15 protein-coding genes and 1 other annotated feature are annotated in these 17,486 nt (G+C 41.8%); of the genes, 4 read left to right on the top strand and 11 right to left on the bottom strand.

The window, feature by feature from the left end:
• Nucleotides 1–81 precede the first annotated feature (81 nt).
• Nucleotides 82–858: a peroxide stress protein YaaA gene (yaaA, locus tag L4C39_RS13195; RefSeq protein WP_171756192.1), complete on the bottom strand. Its 777-nt coding sequence runs from the start codon at nt 856–858 to the stop codon at nt 82–84.
• A gap of 109 nt (nt 859–967) precedes the next feature.
• Nucleotides 968–2,398 (bottom strand): alanine/glycine:cation symporter family protein, encoded by a 1,431-nt coding sequence (locus L4C39_RS13190; protein ID WP_017051037.1) that lies wholly within the window; start codon nt 2,396–2,398, stop codon nt 968–970.
• A gap of 710 nt (nt 2,399–3,108) precedes the next feature.
• On the opposite strand from L4C39_RS13190, the gene L4C39_RS13185 reads away from it, so the two are divergent.
• Nucleotides 3,109–3,294, top strand: coding sequence for a DUF3545 family protein (locus L4C39_RS13185; protein WP_017051038.1), 186 nt, complete (start codon nt 3,109–3,111; stop codon nt 3,292–3,294).
• Nucleotides 3,295–3,478: 184 nt separating this feature from the next.
• Here the strand turns inward: L4C39_RS13185 and L4C39_RS13180 are convergent, their stop codons facing one another.
• From L4C39_RS13180 to nfo, 3 genes are all read right to left on the bottom strand, one after another.
• Nucleotides 3,479–4,030, bottom strand: coding sequence for a hemerythrin domain-containing protein (locus L4C39_RS13180; protein WP_429746314.1), 552 nt, complete (start codon nt 4,028–4,030; stop codon nt 3,479–3,481).
• Nucleotides 4,031–4,149: 119 nt separating this feature from the next.
• Nucleotides 4,150–4,830: a uracil-DNA glycosylase gene (gene ung / locus L4C39_RS13175; RefSeq protein WP_136994144.1), complete on the bottom strand. Its 681-nt coding sequence runs from the start codon at nt 4,828–4,830 to the stop codon at nt 4,150–4,152.
• Nucleotides 4,831–5,165: 335 nt separating this feature from the next.
• Nucleotides 5,166–6,041: a deoxyribonuclease IV gene (gene nfo / locus L4C39_RS13170; protein ID WP_113799394.1), complete on the bottom strand. Its 876-nt coding sequence runs from the start codon at nt 6,039–6,041 to the stop codon at nt 5,166–5,168.
• Between the two features lie 332 nt (nt 6,042–6,373).
• Between nfo and grcA the strand changes: the two genes are divergently transcribed.
• The gene (gene grcA / locus L4C39_RS13165) at nt 6,374–6,751 is read left to right on the top strand and encodes an autonomous glycyl radical cofactor GrcA (RefSeq protein ID WP_017051042.1); all 378 of its coding nucleotides are present in this window, start codon (nt 6,374–6,376) and stop codon (nt 6,749–6,751) included.
• 93 nt (nt 6,752–6,844) lie between these two features.
• On the opposite strand, the gene thrC is transcribed toward grcA, so the two are convergent.
• Genes thrC through thrA form a run of 3 tightly spaced genes read right to left on the bottom strand, consistent with a single transcriptional unit; the run spans nt 6,845 to nt 11,558 of the window.
• A complete protein-coding gene (gene thrC, locus L4C39_RS13160) occupies nt 6,845–8,128 on the bottom strand; it encodes a threonine synthase (protein WP_429746311.1) in 1,284 nt (427 codons plus the stop codon).
• Complete coding sequence (gene thrB / locus L4C39_RS13155; RefSeq protein ID WP_017051044.1) at nt 8,125–9,096, bottom strand: homoserine kinase; 972 nt, start codon at nt 9,094–9,096, stop codon at nt 8,125–8,127. Before thrB ends, thrC begins: the two co-directional genes overlap by 4 nt.
• Before the next feature lie 2 nt (nt 9,097–9,098).
• Complete coding sequence (thrA, locus tag L4C39_RS13150; protein ID WP_017051045.1) at nt 9,099–11,558, bottom strand: bifunctional aspartate kinase/homoserine dehydrogenase I; 2,460 nt, start codon at nt 11,556–11,558, stop codon at nt 9,099–9,101.
• Nucleotides 11,559–11,588: 30 nt separating this feature from the next.
• Nucleotides 11,589–11,706 (bottom strand) — a sequence feature (Thr leader region).
• Between the two features lie 302 nt (nt 11,707–12,008).
• On the opposite strand from thrA, the gene L4C39_RS13145 reads away from it, so the two are divergent.
• Nucleotides 12,009–12,482 (top strand): hypothetical protein, encoded by a 474-nt coding sequence (locus L4C39_RS13145; RefSeq protein ID WP_029203204.1) that lies wholly within the window; start codon nt 12,009–12,011, stop codon nt 12,480–12,482.
• 13 nt (nt 12,483–12,495) lie between these two features.
• Here the strand turns inward: L4C39_RS13145 and L4C39_RS13140 are convergent, their stop codons facing one another.
• Nucleotides 12,496–12,978: a putative 4-hydroxy-4-methyl-2-oxoglutarate aldolase gene (locus tag L4C39_RS13140; protein WP_017051047.1), complete on the bottom strand. Its 483-nt coding sequence runs from the start codon at nt 12,976–12,978 to the stop codon at nt 12,496–12,498.
• 783 nt (nt 12,979–13,761) lie between these two features.
• On the opposite strand from L4C39_RS13140, the gene arcA reads away from it, so the two are divergent.
• Nucleotides 13,762–14,478 (top strand): two-component system response regulator ArcA, encoded by a 717-nt coding sequence (gene arcA / locus L4C39_RS13135; RefSeq protein WP_017051048.1) that lies wholly within the window; start codon nt 13,762–13,764, stop codon nt 14,476–14,478.
• 125 nt (nt 14,479–14,603) lie between these two features.
• Here arcA and L4C39_RS13130 read toward each other — a convergent pair whose 3' ends face one another.
• Nucleotides 14,604–15,044 carry a hypothetical protein gene (locus tag L4C39_RS13130; RefSeq protein WP_017051049.1) on the bottom strand — a complete coding sequence of 147 codons (441 nt, stop codon included), beginning with the start codon at nt 15,042–15,044 and terminating at the stop codon, nt 14,604–14,606.
• Between the two features lie 4 nt (nt 15,045–15,048).
• Nucleotides 15,049–17,415, bottom strand: coding sequence for an aerobic respiration two-component sensor histidine kinase ArcB (arcB, locus tag L4C39_RS13125; RefSeq protein WP_136994149.1), 2,367 nt, complete (start codon nt 17,413–17,415; stop codon nt 15,049–15,051).
• Between the last annotated feature and the right edge of the window lie 71 nt (nt 17,416–17,486).

Below are 17,486 nucleotides of genomic sequence, written 5' to 3'. Positions count from 1 at the left end.
CAATTGATCGGCCTTTTTATTAAGTTCATCTAAATTGAAACTAGGCTCGCTTGAGCTGAGAACTTAGCCAAACAAACTAAATTAGTTCTGCTCTTCGCGCTTAAATACCAACTCTTTAGCGTTTGACTCTTGTTCTACAAAGTAATAACCCGCCACATCAAACTTCACAAGCTCTTCAACCGATTCAATACGGTTTTCAATAATGTAACGCGCCATCAAGCCTCGTGCTTTCTTCGCATAAAAGCTGATCACTTTATATTGGCCGTTCTTACAATCTTTAAATACTGGCGTAATCACGTCGCCATTCAATTTCTTTGGCTTGACCGCTTTAAAGTATTCATTCGACGCCAAGTTGATCAGCACATTATCGCCTTGCGCTTCTAATGCTTGGTTCAACTTATCGGTAATGAGATCACCCCAGAACTGATACAAGTTAGTGCCACGAGCGTTGGCTAACCGCGTTCCCATCTCTAAGCGGTAAGGCTGCATCAAATCTAACGGCTTTAACAAACCATAGAGGCCCGAGAGCATACGTAAGTGTGACTGTGCATAGTCAAAGTCGCCATCACTCAACGTTTGAGCATCGAGCCCAGTATAAACATCGCCTTTAAAAGCCAAAATAGCTTGTCGGGCGTTCTCAAGGCTAAACTCTTCACGCCACTGTTCAAAACGCGCCACGTTCAAGCCAGCGATTTTATCACTCACTTTCATTAATGCTGATATATCGGTAGGGGTAAGTTTACGACACTCCTCAATCAGTTCTGCCGAATGTTCAATAAATTCAGGCTGAGTAAAACGTTCAGTGACAAGTGGAGACTCATAATCCAACGTCTTAGCGGGTGAAACAACGATTAGCATGACTTGTACCTTATAGTAATATTTTTCTTAGAGTATAAAAAAAGCCACGCTGCGTCATTAACTGACTGCAACATGGCTTTTATTTAACTATTTCAGTAATTCGAAACAGTTAGTCTTTTTTGTTGTTATCCCAAATGCCATCTTCAAGCTGAGATTTTAGCTCAGGGAAATCATCTGCATTAAAAGTGGGTAGTTTGCCTGCTTTCAACTGCTGGTTGTAATCTTTCGCAAGCTTAATCACGATCCCTGATAGCAAGATAATCGCCACCAAGTTCACTATCGCCATCAGCCCCATTGATACATCAGCAAGCGCCCAAACCGTTGGCAGGGTCGCCATTGAACCAAACATCACCATTGCAAGAACCACGACACGGAATATACCAATGCCCGCTTTATGATTATGCTCTAAGAAGATCAAGTTCGTTTCAGCGTATGAGTAGTTAGCAATGATCGATGTAAAGGCGAAGAAGAAGATTGCAACGGCAACAAAAATGCCGCCCCATGGACCCACTTGTGCCGTCAATGCTCGTTGAGTCAGCTCAATACCCGTAATTTCGCCGTGCGGAACATATTCACCCGACATTAGGATAATCGCAACCGTCGCTGAACAGATCACAATAGTGTCCATAAATACGCCTAGCATCTGAACATAACCTTGAGATGCTGGGTGTGGTGGATATGGTGTTGCCGACGCCGCAGCATTAGGTGCAGAACCCATACCCGCTTCATTCGAGAACAGACCACGTTTAATACCTTGGATCATAGCTTGAGCAATCGCGTAGCCTAAACCACCCGCAGCCGCTTCTTGGAAACCAAACGCACTCTTGAAAATCAGCGCTAACACTTCAGGTACTTTTTCAAGGTTCATGAACATCACGAACAGTGCAATACCTAAGTAAGCGAGGGCCATTACAGGAACGATCAGTTCTGCAGTACGTGCTATACGCTTGATGCCACCAAAAATAACCACAGCGGAAAGAAGAACGATACCGATACCGACATAGATTTCTTCAATGCCAAAAGCCGTTTTCATTGCGCCAGCAATTGAGTTCGCTTGAACTGCATTGAAAACAAGACCGAAAGCGATGATAAGGAAGATAGAGAATAGAACCCCCATCCAACGCATTCCTAACCCTTTTTCCATGTAGTACGCAGGGCCGCCACGGTAGTTACCATCGTCATCTTTGGTTTTGTATAACTGCGCCAATGTGCTTTCGGCAAATGATGTTGCCATACCAAGCATCGCAATTAGCCACATCCAAAAAATAGCACCTGGGCCACCAGCAGTAAGAGCAACAGCCACACCAGCCATGTTACCTGTACCAACACGAGCAGCTAAACTGGTACAAAGCGCTTGAAAAGAAGAGATACCAGCACTGTCCGCTTTACGGCTGTCTTTTAGGACACTGAACATGTGACCAAAATGGCGAAACTGAATAAACCCAAGGCGGATAGTGAAGTAGATACCTACACCAACCAAAAGATAAACTAAAATCGATCCCCAAAGGAGATCATTCATTAAATTGATTAAATCTGTCACTTGAACCTCACATAGAGTTGCACTGATCCTGCTTCCTAGCCCTCCTCTAACTCGCTTATGCCATGTGTCAATGTTGTGTTTGGCATTGGTTATATTGCGTTTTATTGCAAGTTAGAATGTAAATTGTCGCTTCATGCATCCATTTTACGTATCAGTGTATTTTGACGGGCGGATAATGCAGCTTGATTGGGGAAAAATCAATAAGAGATCGAGCGCATAACGTATGTTAATTCTCACCAATACGTCACCTACCGTTAACACAACAGGAAACATTTACTTTCAATTCCAGACACAAATAATCACATAAACACCACAAGATAGGTGTTCACCCTCTTATGGGAATGGCATTCCTTATGTGAGCAATAAAAGTAGGCAAACCAAGGTGTCAGCCAAATCTCTCAAATTATATTGACCCATCCCACATCCATTCTGAATTAGGCTATAAGAAACAAAACACACACCACGCCAAATACGCCTAATTAAACACGATTAGTTAACAATTAGAGCCTACAAATTTAATCACGAACATCGACTCGTTTGGATAATTTTTAACCAAATCACATTGTAAAAAGTGTGCGGCTCAGTGAAAAATAGTACGAAAACGTAATGAAAAAGAAACAAATGAGAAACATATCAAGGTTATACTGCTCGAAAATATGCTAATAAACAGCTTCCGAGAAGGAAGAATAACTAAACAAATGAGGTAGCTTATGGAAGGGTTGCAACTAGAACATGTTATGGATAGCTTTACACCTCCAACTCGCTCAACAAAAACCAAACCCGCCAAGCGTAAATGGCGAGAAATTGAAGCGATTAACGATAAAAAACGTCTCCAAAAAGAGCTGATGGATCTTGATGGATGTCTAGATTACAAATATGAAGATATTGAGCTTTAACCGTTAACTAGAGAGTCTGGTTTCCCTTGCTCTCTAACTCAACCCAACGATCAATATAAAAGAGGCGCTGCATATGCGCCTCTTTCTATTTAGCCAAATCAACTATTACAGTGAACTGAAAAGCAATCTTCCTTAAAGACAACCTGCTTAGTCTCATCTCACTTAGCTGAAAGTATCGTGTAAACTAAATGCATTCCCGCTCAGTCAGCCGAACTCTTTCTGCCAACTGTAAATACCGATCTGCAATCGTCTCCCCAAATACTGGGTCATTATCTTCTTGTTCCCACAACGCTTCGACTTGTTGCCAATCTTCCGTTGTAAACGCTCGATTAATCAGAGGGATGATCTTTTTCTCTTCAAAATCGAGATGCTCATGCTGGTCAGTAATAAATTCTTGGAGTTGTTTAGTAAAGACTTCACGTGGAACAACGGCATCTTGCAAAATCATTTCCACGACGCCTAAGAATTCATGTGTTTTTTCAGATAACGTGACATGCTGAGATTCAAGGTTTTCGATCTCTTGTTGATGACCGTAATGCTCTTGGTAATAGTGATATAGAACATCTTCTTTAGGGTGGTGTATTTTTTCTGAATGATTCGCTAAGTAATCGACTACCTCTTTTACTAAGCTGTAGTTGATTGGTTGATCGTTATTCAACTGCTTGAGTTTAGTACTTAAAATGGCTAGCAGGCGAACCATATAGCCATGCTCTCGTCTAATCCTTTCAATCATCATTGTAAGCCTCCGTTATACTCACTAAAAGTAAGTGTATATAAAGAGGACTCATCCTGCTTTGATTTTGGTCGAAAAACAGCCAATTAACTTTTTAAGCAGACTTTATCAAACATGATGAACTATAACGTTACAGGAAGATGCCAATTAATCGGTTGTTTTCCACTATCAATAAGTAATTGATTGGTTTGAGAGAAATGCTGACAACCAAAAAATCCACGTCGGGCTGAAAGTGGTGAAGGGTGTGGAGCAGCCAAGACATGGTGACGCTCACGATCGATCATTTGACCTTTCTTCTGGGCATGCGCTCCCCATAATAAAAAAACAATGCCATCACCTTGAGCATTCAGTACTTCAATGACCTTGTCAGAAAACGTTTCCCAGCCACATTTAGAGTGAGAGTGAGCCAACCCTTCTTCAACCGTGAAGACAGTATTAAGCAGTAACACTCCTTGATCTGCCCAAGAGGTCAAATAGCCATGATCTGGTATTACAAATCCATCAATATCTTCAGCCAATTCCTTGTACATATTTCGTAGTGATGGCGGTATTTTTATTCCCGGAAGCACTGAGAAACATAAACCGTGTGCTTGATTTGCACCGTGATATGGATCTTGCCCCAAAATAACCACTTTAACCTTGCTAATCTCAGTATGCTCAAAGGCATTAAACACATCAGATTCAGGAGGGTAAATCGATTTACCTTGCTTTCGTTGTGATCCGACAAACTCAACCAGAGCCTGAAAATACGCTTTCTGCTTTTCAGACTCAATGACATCATTCCAACAGCTAAAAGGGTTCATTGTAATTCTCGAAAAATAAACATTGCCCTATTCTACGCTGCGGCATGTACATTAGTAGAGAATTAATTTTAGGGTCGAGGGCGAGTTGGGCAACGGTGTGGGTTTGGGCCAGTGATATGCCGATTAGGGATCGGCAAACGTGATGTTGGGGACAGGGGTCTCACTGTCGGTTTCGATATTCCTATTAAACCGTTTGAATCTTGCATATGGCATCCTCCACTACATTCAACTAAATCAGATCCTACTCATTCAGCCCCCTCCTGCTAATAAATACTGAGCAGGAGAGTGCCGTATAAAAGACATGAAAAAAGATGCCAAGTTTATGCGTCAGTCAATTAGCGAATTGAATCCAAATGAAATTTTCTTAGCTGCTGAATTTCATCTTTCCAAATGGTTGAATCTATTGTTTCTAAAATCAAAGGGATAGAATCAAAACGCGCATCAGCCATGATATATTCAAAACAGCTCCAACCAATTTCTCCTTTACCCAATGAATGGTGCCTATCCACTCGGCTCGCAAATTCTACTTTCGAGTCATTTAGGTGCATTGCCCTTAAATATTGCATGCCTACAACATTATCGAACTCAGCAAACGTCGCTTCACAAGCCTCTGCACTTCGTAAATCATACCCAGCAGTAAATGTGTGGCAGGTATCTAAGCAAACACCAACTCGCGATTTATCTTCTACTTGATCAATGATTTCAGCGAGATGCTCGAAACGCCAACCAAGGTTTGTTCCTTGACCAGCCGTATTCTCGATAACGGCGACAACATTAGGCACTGCTTGATGAGCTAAATTTATTGACTCTGCAATCTTAGACAAACATTCGCTCTCTGAGATTTTCTTTAAATGGCTACCGGGATGGAAATTAAGCAGTGTTAGCCCCAACTGTTGGCATCGCTCCATTTCATCTATAAATGCCGCGCGCGATTTCTCAAGCTTCTCTTCTTCTGGAGCGCCCAAGTTAATCAAATATGAGTCATGGGGCAGAATTTGCTCTGCAGAGAAGCCCAGCATTTTGCAATTCGCTTTAAATGCGCTGATCGTTGCCGCTTCAAGTGGTTTTGCTACCCACTGTCTTTGGTTCTTAGTAAACAGAGCAAAAGCATTTGCTCCTAACTCTCGTGCCCTCAGTGGAGCTTGATCAACACCACCTGCCGCCGAGACATGTGCACCAATATATTTCGTTATTTGCTTTGAAGTTTTCATGTTCTTTAATCACTTTGTACTTTCAGTTTTAGTCTCTAACCGGTTGTTATTCTTTGATTGAGTTCAAAATTTAGACTCATTTTGTAGTAAGTTTACAACAAAATGAGTTGTTAACTATTTTTTATATTATCAAATAAATTGTAACCAGCATGTTTTTAAAGGTTTTATTGATTCAGCGCAATAAAACAACCTTGAAAAAATAATGGTTTTTAGTTGTAATTTGATCTAAATCAATACTATCATGTCGGATATTGGATATATAATACCCTGCTCAATAAAATTCGAAAGTTAACACCACAATAAACACCACAGAAGTGGACTAGGAGATAGTGATGATTCAAGGTATTCAAATTACTAAAGCTGCAAACGACGCGCTACTAAACTCAATCTGGCTACTAGACAGCGAAAAAAATGAAGCTCGCTGTGTTGTTGCTTCTGCAGGCTACGAAGCTGACCAAGTTGTTGCAGCAGCAGAACTAGGTGAGTACGAAAGCCGTGAAGTTGCAATTGAAAGCGCACCGCTAATCGAAGGTGGTCAACACCTTAACGTTAACGTTCTAAAACGTGAAACACTTGAAGATGCAGTTGCGCACCCAGAAAAATACCCACAGTTAACAATCCGTGTTTCTGGCTACGCTGTACGTTTCAACTCTTTAACTGTTGAACAGCAAAAAGACGTAATCGCACGTACTTTTACTGAATCTCTATAATTGATACTCAGCAATCTCAACCTTAGGTTGGTGTAGCATCAAATAGAAAAACGGCACTCAATTGAGTGCCGTTTGTTTATCTGTCACTTGCGCTTACTTTTGAGCGTTACGTAATACCACTTTCAAAGCATCAAAATCATTTTCTAGATCTTCCGATAATAGCGCTAATGCCGCATGTTTTGCTAAAGGCGCTGGCAGTTCGATGTCTGTACCTAAAATATCATCAACTACGTCTTTAAACTTAGCTGGGTGAGCCGTACAAAGGAATAGTCCTGTTTCATCAGCCTGAAGTTGCTCATCAAGCAGACGATAAGCTATCGCGCCATGCGGCTCACATAAGTAACCTTGAGCTTGTAGGTCACGTACAGATTGCGCACTCTGCTCGTCTGATACTTTACCTTTACCTAACGTATCCAAACCCCAGCCTTTCAATTGACAAAGTTCTTCTATACGAGGCCAGTTATTCGGTTGGCTTACATCCATTGCATTTGATGTTGTCGCTACCGTTGGTTTTGGATCCCATTGACCAGTCTCTAAATAACGAGGCACAGTATCGTTTTCGTTGGTTGCCGCAATAAAGCGCTTAACAGGTAGCCCTAACGATTTTGCCAACAACCCAGCGGTCAAGTTACCAAAGTTGCCGCTTGGTACTGAGATCACTAGATTTTCACGCTGCTCTTTTGTCATTTGAGCAGCCGCTTCGAAGTAGTAACAAATCTGAGCCATTAAGCGACTAATATTGATGGAGTTCGCCGAATTTAAACCTATCTCTTTACGCAGTTCGGCATCATCAAATGATTGCTTCACTAATGCTTGGCAATCGTCAAAGTCACCATCAATGGCTACTGTGTGGATATTTTTACCTAACGTGCAGAAAAGCTTCTCTTGTAGAGGGCTGATCTTGCCTTTCGGATATAGGATCACAACATTAATGTTTTCCATACCATAGAAAGCATGAGCAACCGCAGCGCCTGTATCACCTGACGTAGCAGTAAGAATAGTGATCTTTCCACCATCGGATACCGCTGCCAAAGATTGAGCCATAAAACGACCACCAAAATCTTTGAACGCTAGTGTCGGCCCATGAAATAGCTCCAGTGCGTACACTCCCTCTTTTACCTTTTTAATCGGTGCTGGGAATTGGAATGCAGCATCCACCAGTTCATTGACTGTCTCAGCTGACAGTTCATCACCAATCAGTGCTGATAATATTTTGCTACTACGAGGGATAAAATCCTCTGCAAGTAGTGCATCAATATCATCAAACTTTGGTAATACTGATGGAAAAAATAGACCTTGATTACGACCTAACCCTTGGCGCACGGCTTGGCCAAAAGAGACTTGCTCGTCATTTTCTTTGATGTTGTACAGCTTCATAGTGAACTTCCTGTAACGATCGAACCCTGCTTATCTAAACGACAAACATGAACGAATCCTTCTTTATTTTGTACGTAATTTTGTTCGAGCCAAAGAGCAACGCGCTCTGCGACATCTTGTGTTTCGCAAATGCTAAATAGCGTTGGACCACTGCCTGAGATTCCTGTGGCAAGCGCTCCGGCTGATGTCGCATAGTTACGTGCATCAGCAAACCCCGGTAGCAGTTTCGCACGATATGGTTCAGCGATCACGTCTTTGATCATCTTCGCGGCAAGCTGAGGTTGATTCGAGTGACACGCATGAATAAAGCCTGCGAGGTGACGTCCGTGTGCAATAATATCTTGGCGGCGATATTGAGACGGTAGAATTTCACGCGCTTCCGCCGTCGATACTTTAATGCCCGGATATGCCATCACCCAGAACCAATCATCAAAGCATGGTACTTCTTGGCTGATGATATCGAGCTCTTCTAGCATAAGTTGCACGCCACCAAGATAACAAGGGGCGACATTGTCATAATGGATACCACCAGAGATCTTCCCTTCCATCTCTCCCATTAGGGCTAAAAGTTCAGTCTCATTTAGTGGCTGTTCATGAAAACGATTGAGCGCATCGAGGGCAGCGACAATCGAACAGGCACTCGATCCTAGCCCCGAACCAATTGGCATGTTTTTCTCAAGCGTCATTTCAAGAGGTTTAAGCGCTACCCCTTTGCGATCTAACTCGCGAGCAAACACAACCCAGCAATCATACACAATATTATCTTGTGGATTTTCAGGCAGCTTAGAGACAAAGTTACCTGCAGTTTTTAAGCTAAAGGCTTGCTCACCATCTTGTACCAACACTCGGTCACCAAGCAGCGAGCCATCAATTGGCGATACCGCGGCACCCAGTACATCAAAGCCAACACTTACGTTGCCGATAGATGCTGGTGCGTAAACGACAACACCGTTATTCGTAGAACTCATGGTTAAACTCCCAACTTCCAGCCAAGGGTACGCATTACATCAGAGAAAACCCCTGCAGCGGTAACTTCGGTTCCCGCACCGTAGCCACGTAATACTAACGGGATCGGTTGATAATAGCGGCTATAGAAGGCTAAGGCGTTCTCACCATCTTTAATCTTAAACATTGGGTCGTCGCTATCCACAGCGGCGATACGAACTTTGCACTTCCCTTCGTTAATTTCACCGACATAACGTAAAACTTTACCCTCTTCTGCGGCCGCAGCTAACTGCTGTTTAAAGTATTCATCCGCTTCAGGTAAGCGCGCCATGAACTCTTCGATACTTCCTGAATCGTCAAAACCAGGTGGTAGAGCTTGATCCACTTCAACATCTTCCAGTTCAAGAGCCATACCCGCTTCACGAGCGAGGATCAGCAATTTACGCGCGACATCCATACCAGAGAGATCATCACGAGGATCCGGTTCAGTAAAGCCATTCTCTTTTGCAATGTTCGTTGCTTGGCTTAATGTCATACCTTCATCAAGTTTTCCGAAGATGTAAGAGAGAGAGCCAGATAAAATACCGTTGAATTTCTCAAGCTCATCGCCCGCTGAAATCAGGTTTTGCAAGTTTTCGATAACAGGAAGCCCTGCACCAACCGTTGTTTCATACATCAATTTACGGCGTGAACTTCTCGCCACATCTCGTAATTGGTGATAGTAAGCCATGCTTGCGGTATTGGCTTTTTTGTTTGGTGTGACCACGTGGAAACCTGCGCCTAGGAAATCGGCGTATTGCTTGGCGATTCCTTCACTGGATGTGCAGTCGACCAATACAGGGTTGATAATATGGTTGCGCTGAACAAGTGAAATGAGCCTTGCAAGGCTAAACTCTTCCGTTGCGCTCTTCATTCGGTCTCGCCAGTGTTCAAGTGGCAACCCTTCACTATCAAGCAGCAAACCTTTACTGTTCGCCAAACCACAAACCCGGATCACAATGCCTTTGTCCGCCAATTTTGCTTGTTGACGTTGAATTTGGTCGACTAACTCACCACCGACACCACCAATACCAACAACGAAGACATCAAGGAAATGTTTAGAGTTAAATAAGTTCTCATGACACGCTTTGATCGCTTCTTTAATCTTATCTTCTGGGATCACCGCTGAAATCGCGCGTTCTGAAGAGCCTTGAGCAATCGCGACAATATTGACGTTCACTTCAGCCAAAGAAGCAAAGAATTGAGAAGCCACACCACGAGAAGTGCGCATACCATCCCCAACAAGAGTGACAATGGCGACATCATCAATAAACTCTACAGGCTCTAAAAGACCATCTTTAAGTTCCAATTCAAAAGCGTCACGTAGAACTTGCTGTGCTCGCAGTTTATCCATTTCTTCAATACAGAAACTGATACTGTACTCGGATGAAGATTGCGTAATCAGGACAATAGAAACACCAGCAGAGGACATCGCACCGAAAACACGGCTCGCCATGCCTACCATGCCTTTCATTCCTGGGCCCGATACATTAACCATTGTTAGGTTACTTAGCGTGGTGATCCCTTTAATTGCGAGGTTATCTTCACCTGTATCTTGACCAATAAGTGTCCCAGCACCTTGTGGATTAAAACTATTTTTGATTAAGCATGGAATATGGAATTGAGCAATCGGTGCGATGGTTTTAGGGTGCAATACTGAAGCACCAAAATAGGATAACTCCATCGCTTCTTGATAGCTCAGTGATTTTAACAAGCGAGCGTCATCAACCAAGCGAGGGTCGCAGTTATAAACACCATCCACGTCCGTCCAGATCTCACAGCAATCTGCACGCAAGCATGCTGCTAATACAGCAGCTGAGTAGTCAGAACCATTACGACCTAAAGTGACTAATTCACCTTTTTCATTACCGGCGGTAAAACCAGGCATAATGCTGACGCTGCCGCTAGGAAGTGGATTCTGACGAAAGTTTTGAGTAGAAACATCAACATCAACCATGGCTTCAAGGTGATCACCTTTAGCAAATAGATATTGAACGGGATCAATCAAGTTGGCAGCTTGCCCTTTTGCCTCTAATACCGCTTTCATTAGCTGAATAGAGATTCGCTCGCCTTTACTGATAATGCGTGCATTAACATGATTTGGGCACATACCCAGTAAGTTAATACCATGCACAAATTGGCGTAGTTGCGATAATGAGGTCTTAACTTGATTATCAAACGCCGTGTTTGCGATATTAGGCAGAACAGCCTTAATGGCGATAAATAGCTCTTGAAATGATGACTCAAGCTCCGCAATTTGCAGCTCGGCTTCGCCATTGCGTAAAGCTCCATCGATCACTGCTACTAATTTATTGGTCGTTTTTCCTGGTGCAGATAGAACAACCGCAACCTCTTCCTGTTGAGCATTATTAGCAATGATATCCGCAGCTCGTAAAAAACGATCTGCATCTGCTAACGATGATCCTCCAAACTTTAAAACTCGCATCCCTTTCTCCAAAAATCGTAAAAATGACCTAAAAAAAAGGCCCGTATCTCGTTAGATACAGGCCTTTTTTTGAAAAATTTCGCTTAGCAGCCTGCCCCAACATTTATAATATCGGTAATAATAATGGTGGTGGTCATTACTAGTTGGCTGTTATGAAGCATATGATAATTCTCTATACTCTTTGCGATTGCGTAACTCTACGTTTACCGATTTTACAAACTTTAGTCAATTAAAAACTGATTTTTTTTCATATTTAACTAGAATTATCGGTTGAAAGCTCTTTTTATCGCTTCTAATTAGCTCAAACAAAGCATTGTCAAAGACACATAAGTTAATAACTAATTGCTATATGATTTTTACAGCAATCACTTTTCCATTGTGCTTTAATTAGATTCATAGAGTGAAAGCATGCTCATAAAAATAATAATTTGTGCCGTTAGTACAAAATCAATCAAGGAGTGGATAATGAGATTATTGATCTGTCTATTAACCTTGATTGCGCCTGCTTGTTTCGCAACCACACTTCCACAACTTCCCTCTTCGCTGAATGCCTCTCCGCACCAGTTTTTCCTTTCTAGTGAAAATCAGTTCAACGAAAAATTTGATGTCTGGAACATTGATGGTGGTTACTCATACAATCTATTTAACTCTGTGGATTTGTATGTAGGGGCTCATGTCAATAATTCCGCACTTGGCAGCGATAATGGTTTTCTTAGTGGTGTCAGTTATAAGGTGAGTGAGCGGATCATTGTAAAAAGTACTCTACGCTCGACAAACGTTGAAATAAACAATGAGAAACAAGGTGTGATGGCTGCTGAGATCTCAAGTCGAATGCGCTTGTCTGACAATCTAGATTTACATGCCACTCTCGATTACCAAGAGTGGCAGCAAGGTATTGAAGTCGGTTTAGGCTTTCGTTTTTAATATGCTTCCGTTTTTAAAATGAAAGTAAATCCTTTGATGTGAGTATTCCATTCCAGTCGGAATAAATATAATCACCCGGTTGAATTAACTGGTTTTGTATCGTCAGCGTCACCTGCGTATCACCTGCTCCGCGCTTCTCCGTTTTAAATGGGCAACTACCTAACGCTTTAATCCCGAGATCCATTTGAGAGAGCATAGCTACGTCTCTTACAGCACCATAAACAATGATGCCTTCCCAATGATTCTCAATCGCTTTAATCGCTAATTGATCCCCAAGTAACGCTTTTTGGCATGAACCATTGCCGTCAACAAATAACACTTTCCCTTTGCCGTTTTGGTCTAATATATCGCGAACTTTTGAATTATCGTGATAGCACCTTACCGTCACAATCTCGCCCCAAAAGGCATCTCGTTGGCCGAAGTTTTGTAGTGGTAAGTTGAGTAGTGTGACCTTATCTTCATACTGATCACAAATATCAGGGGTTATATCTTTCATCATTCCTCCATGAGTTCAGAAGTCATTATCCCTATAAATTATAGGACTAATAACAACTTTAAATTTTACTACGCCATCATTTTTCACATCTGGCGTCTTTCCTTATCGCAATCCTAGGATAAAAAAAGTCTGTTTTCGGTCAGAGTAGAGCAAAGCAAAGATCGAAAACTAAAAAATTGGACTGAGGTCAAAACTCGTTAAAACGTCTATAATCTTATTAAGAAATTTACGGTTTCGTTACCTAAGACAAATAACTGTACTCTAAATTCAGAAAAATTTCTTATTGATATTGGTTTCTTATTCTGTATTTTCAATTTATAGAGGCAGTAATATATAATTTAAAACATAAAAAACAGATTAAATTACAGTGCTTTATAGGCTAATTACAATTATACCATTAATTAGAAGCTAAATTCATCTCTGAATAAGAGCGCAACTCAAGCTATCATTCAGTCATATTGATACATGTTTTGGATTTTCTGCATACTATTAATATTTGTTACATTTCATCTCTTGATATAAATCAACAAAGTGAATGGAATTAACATTCTAGCATTGTTAGCAAGCTGTTAAGATTATAGAATCCGCTCATTAACTGGCAGAATAATGAAAGACGTAACGGAAACCTCGTTCTTTGGCAACTTTCCATGGATGGCGGATAGCTTAAGTAAGTGTATTTTTGAAAACTTTAGTTTATTATCAAAAAAACATTACCTGTATGTTATATTTTTGCCTAGAATTTATTCTATTAGCACAATTTCGTCACAAATTTAGGTACCGCCAATGCAAACCCCGCAGATTCTTATCGTTGAAGATGAGCAAGTAACTCGTAACACTCTTAAGAGCATTTTTGAAGCAGAAGGATATGCTGTTTTTGAGGCTAGTGATGGTGAAGAGATGCACCAAGTGTTATCTGACAATCAAATTAATTTGGTTATCATGGATATCAACTTACCTGGCAAAAACGGTCTATTACTCGCTCGTGAACTCCGTGAACAAGCAAATGTAGCGTTAATGTTCTTAACGGGTCGTGATAACGAAGTCGACAAGATCCTTGGTCTTGAAATTGGTGCTGATGATTACATCACTAAACCATTCAACCCACGTGAATTAACTATCCGTGCGCGTAACCTATTGAACCGCTCTATGAGTGCTAACACAGTTCAAGAAGAGAAACGTAGCGTAGAGAAGTATGAGTTCAACGGTTGGATCCTAGATATCAATAGCCGCTCTCTAGTAAGCCCTGACGGCGAAGGCTACAAACTGCCTCGTTCTGAATTCCGTGCATTGCTGCACTTCTGTGAGAACCCTGGAAAAATCCAAACTCGCGCAGACTTACTGAAGAAAATGACAGGCCGTGAGCTAAAACCACACGATCGTACTGTTGATGTAACCATTCGCCGTATCCGTAAGCACTTCGAATCTATTTCAGGTACTCCTGAAATCATTGCAACGATTCACGGTGAAGGTTACCGTTTCTGTGGCGATCTAGAAGAATAGATTTCACTAAAAACAGAGTATCAAAAAAGGGATAATGCGAAAGCATCATCCCTTTTTTAGATCTGAGCCCTTAAAACGTAAGGCTTAGGTTTTAGGTTTTAGATCTTAAGTTTAGAGCTTAGGTCTTAGTAAATAGCGTCAATATTGACACCTTTCTCGACTAACCACTCCACCTTGTCTTCGTTTTTCGTTTCTACGGCGATATCAATCGGCAGGTTTGGAAGTACATCTAATTGCCACTGAAAAGCGATTTCCCACGAGTTTTCACTGTGAGTTCTCACTTCTATCGCATCTCCATCTAAAAGCCATAGGTTCTCTCCTTGGCGTAAGGTCACGCTGTTCAACTCAAGTGTCGCAGGTAAGCTAGTATCAGATTTTAAATAGATAGAACCATTTAATGTCTGCTCTTGTGCCTCCCCAATCTGTGGCATCTTATTGACCCACAAATTGCTGCTTAATTTAACTTCCGACTGAGCAACTAACATCTGACTATCTTGCTGCCAATCAACTTGTGCTGTTGAACAACCTGCTAATACAAGCATGCATGCGAGTGTTAATTTTTTCATAACGTTACCTTTGGTTTAGCCAATCTTTTAATACTTGAATATCATGCTGATACTCATTCTTTATTTCTTCTACCCAATCAGAGATATTTTCCCACCATGCTGGAGCATCCGGTGTTTGAGCTTTTTGAGCAACACTTTGGATATGCTTTAGTCCAATCGAGCCAGCCGCACCTTTGATTTTATGAGCTTCCGATACAATACTCGGTTTATCTTTAGCTATCATATTTGAATCGAGAATCTCTAAATAGCTGGGCATCATATCTTCAAACATAGCAATACTATCAAACACAGGCTTCGTGCCAACAATATCGATATACGATTCCAACATGGTCAGATCCAGCAGTCTAATTTCAATTTCTGTTGGTTCACGCGCCTTGGTTTGTTCTAGCACGGGTGGATGAACCTCTGGTTTTGACTCTGTTGATTCAACCGCTTGTTCTATTTCAATAAGCTCTGTAATAGCATCTTGAATGGCCTTCACAGTTAAAGGCTTGCTGATCGCTTCATCCATGCCATTTTCAAAATACTCACGCTTGTCTTTTATCACATTAGCAGTCAGAGCAACCAGCGGTGGTAATTGAGGGTAATGCTCTCGATAATATTTCGCGACATCAAAACCTGTCATATCCGGTAATTGAATATCCAGTAAGGCCAAGTCGTAAGCATCAGGTTGGAAATTAGCAATGGCCTCTTCACCAGTCATCGCGACAGTAACTTGGTGCCCTAAGTTTTCCAGCAACGAACGCGCCACGGTGACATTCAATTCAATGTCTTCAACCATAAAAATATTAAGACTTTGTTGAGCTCGTGGTTGCTTGCGAATAGGAGTACCTTCTTGAACCAAAGGAACTCGGATATTGACGGTAAATGTACTACCAAACCCTTCCTCACTTGTCAGGGTTATGTCTCCATCCATTAAATTAATCAGTTGTCTTGAAACCGCTAAACCAATCCCTGTTCCCACCGCATGTAAATTGTCTTTTCCTGATTTAACTTGGTAGTACATGGCAAAGATTTTATCAATTTCATGCTCCGGTATCCCAATACCACTATCTTCCACTTCCATGGTGATATCAGCAAATTCGTCACCAATATCAGCACTGACGTTCATGACGACACCACCTTCTTTGGTGAATTTCATCGCATTACTAATCAGGTTCCACAGTACTTGGCGTAAACGCGTGGCATCTACTTTTATTGCGGTGGGTAGGTCACTCAATCTTTCAAGATCAAACCTTAAGCCTTTCTGCTCAGCCATGAGAGCGGAAATGCTCTCCATCTCTGACACAAAATCATCAAAATTCAGCGGCACGGGTAAAAGCTCAAGTTTACGACGATCAAATTTATCCATATCGATAATATCATTGAAGATATGGCCTAAAGTGACCGCACTCACTTTGATGGTTTGCATATGCTTACGTTGCTCGTCAGTCAGTTGAGTTTCTAACAACATCCGACTTAAACCAACGATACCATTTAACGGTGTTCTGAGTTCATGACTAATAGTGGAAATAAAAGTGGTTTTGTCACGGCTCGCTTTTTCAAGCGTCTCTTGGTATTCCTTACGCTCTGTAATGTCTCGACCAAAGCCAACCAAGCCAAGGTGACGTCCATCTTTGTTATAAAATGGCACTTTACGAAGTTCAAAGTAGCTCTTATGCCCATCTGGATACTCTAGCCACTGCTCATAAGTCAGAGCTTGATTATCACTAAAGACTTTCTCATCGGTCTCTACTACTTGTTGCGCGATCTCTTTGCTGTAGACATCCCATGGGGTCAGCCCCACCAGTTGCTGCTCTTTTTTACCCGTCAACTCTTCAACTGCACGGTTACAGCCAGAAAATACCCCATCTGCATTACGGTAGTAGATCAGGTCAGGGGAAGCATCGATAAATGAGCGCAGTAGCGCCGTTCTTTCTGCAAGTTCAACTTGAGTCCGCTCTCTTTGATACACTTCATTCTCAAGATCTTTAATTGCTTCTTCTCGAGCTTCTTCCGCTTTCTCTCGCTCCTCAATCTGCTGATTAAGTTTTGCAATATTTTGTTGTAAACGCAGATTAAGTTCTTGATCGCGAGAACGCATATCTTTTAATTTAGAGACGAGTTTAGAGAGACGTTGACGAGACTCTTCGAGCTGATCAACCACAACTGAAAGGAAATAGACGGCCCACGGAGTAATCAGTAAACCAAAGAAGACAGAGCGAACGATATCAATATCGCCAACGCCACCTTTCAACGCTAAGGTAATACCAACTTGGACAACAACGGCTAAAGCGACAAGCGCGAGGGCTAATAAGATAGAAAATCGGAGAATGCCCAATTTAACCAACAGGTCAACGTAGTATTGGGCGAGGTTTTTCATGGGTTTCATCAACGGCTCCATGCGATAAGACTCAGAACATTCTAACCTGTTTAAACTCAACAGGTAAGCTAAGCCCATCA

This window comes from Vibrio clamense (assembly GCF_050337905.1).
Taxonomy (GTDB): Bacteria; Pseudomonadota; Gammaproteobacteria; order Enterobacterales; family Vibrionaceae; genus Vibrio; species Vibrio cortegadensis.
This window is presented reverse-complemented; position numbering and strand designations above follow the sequence as displayed.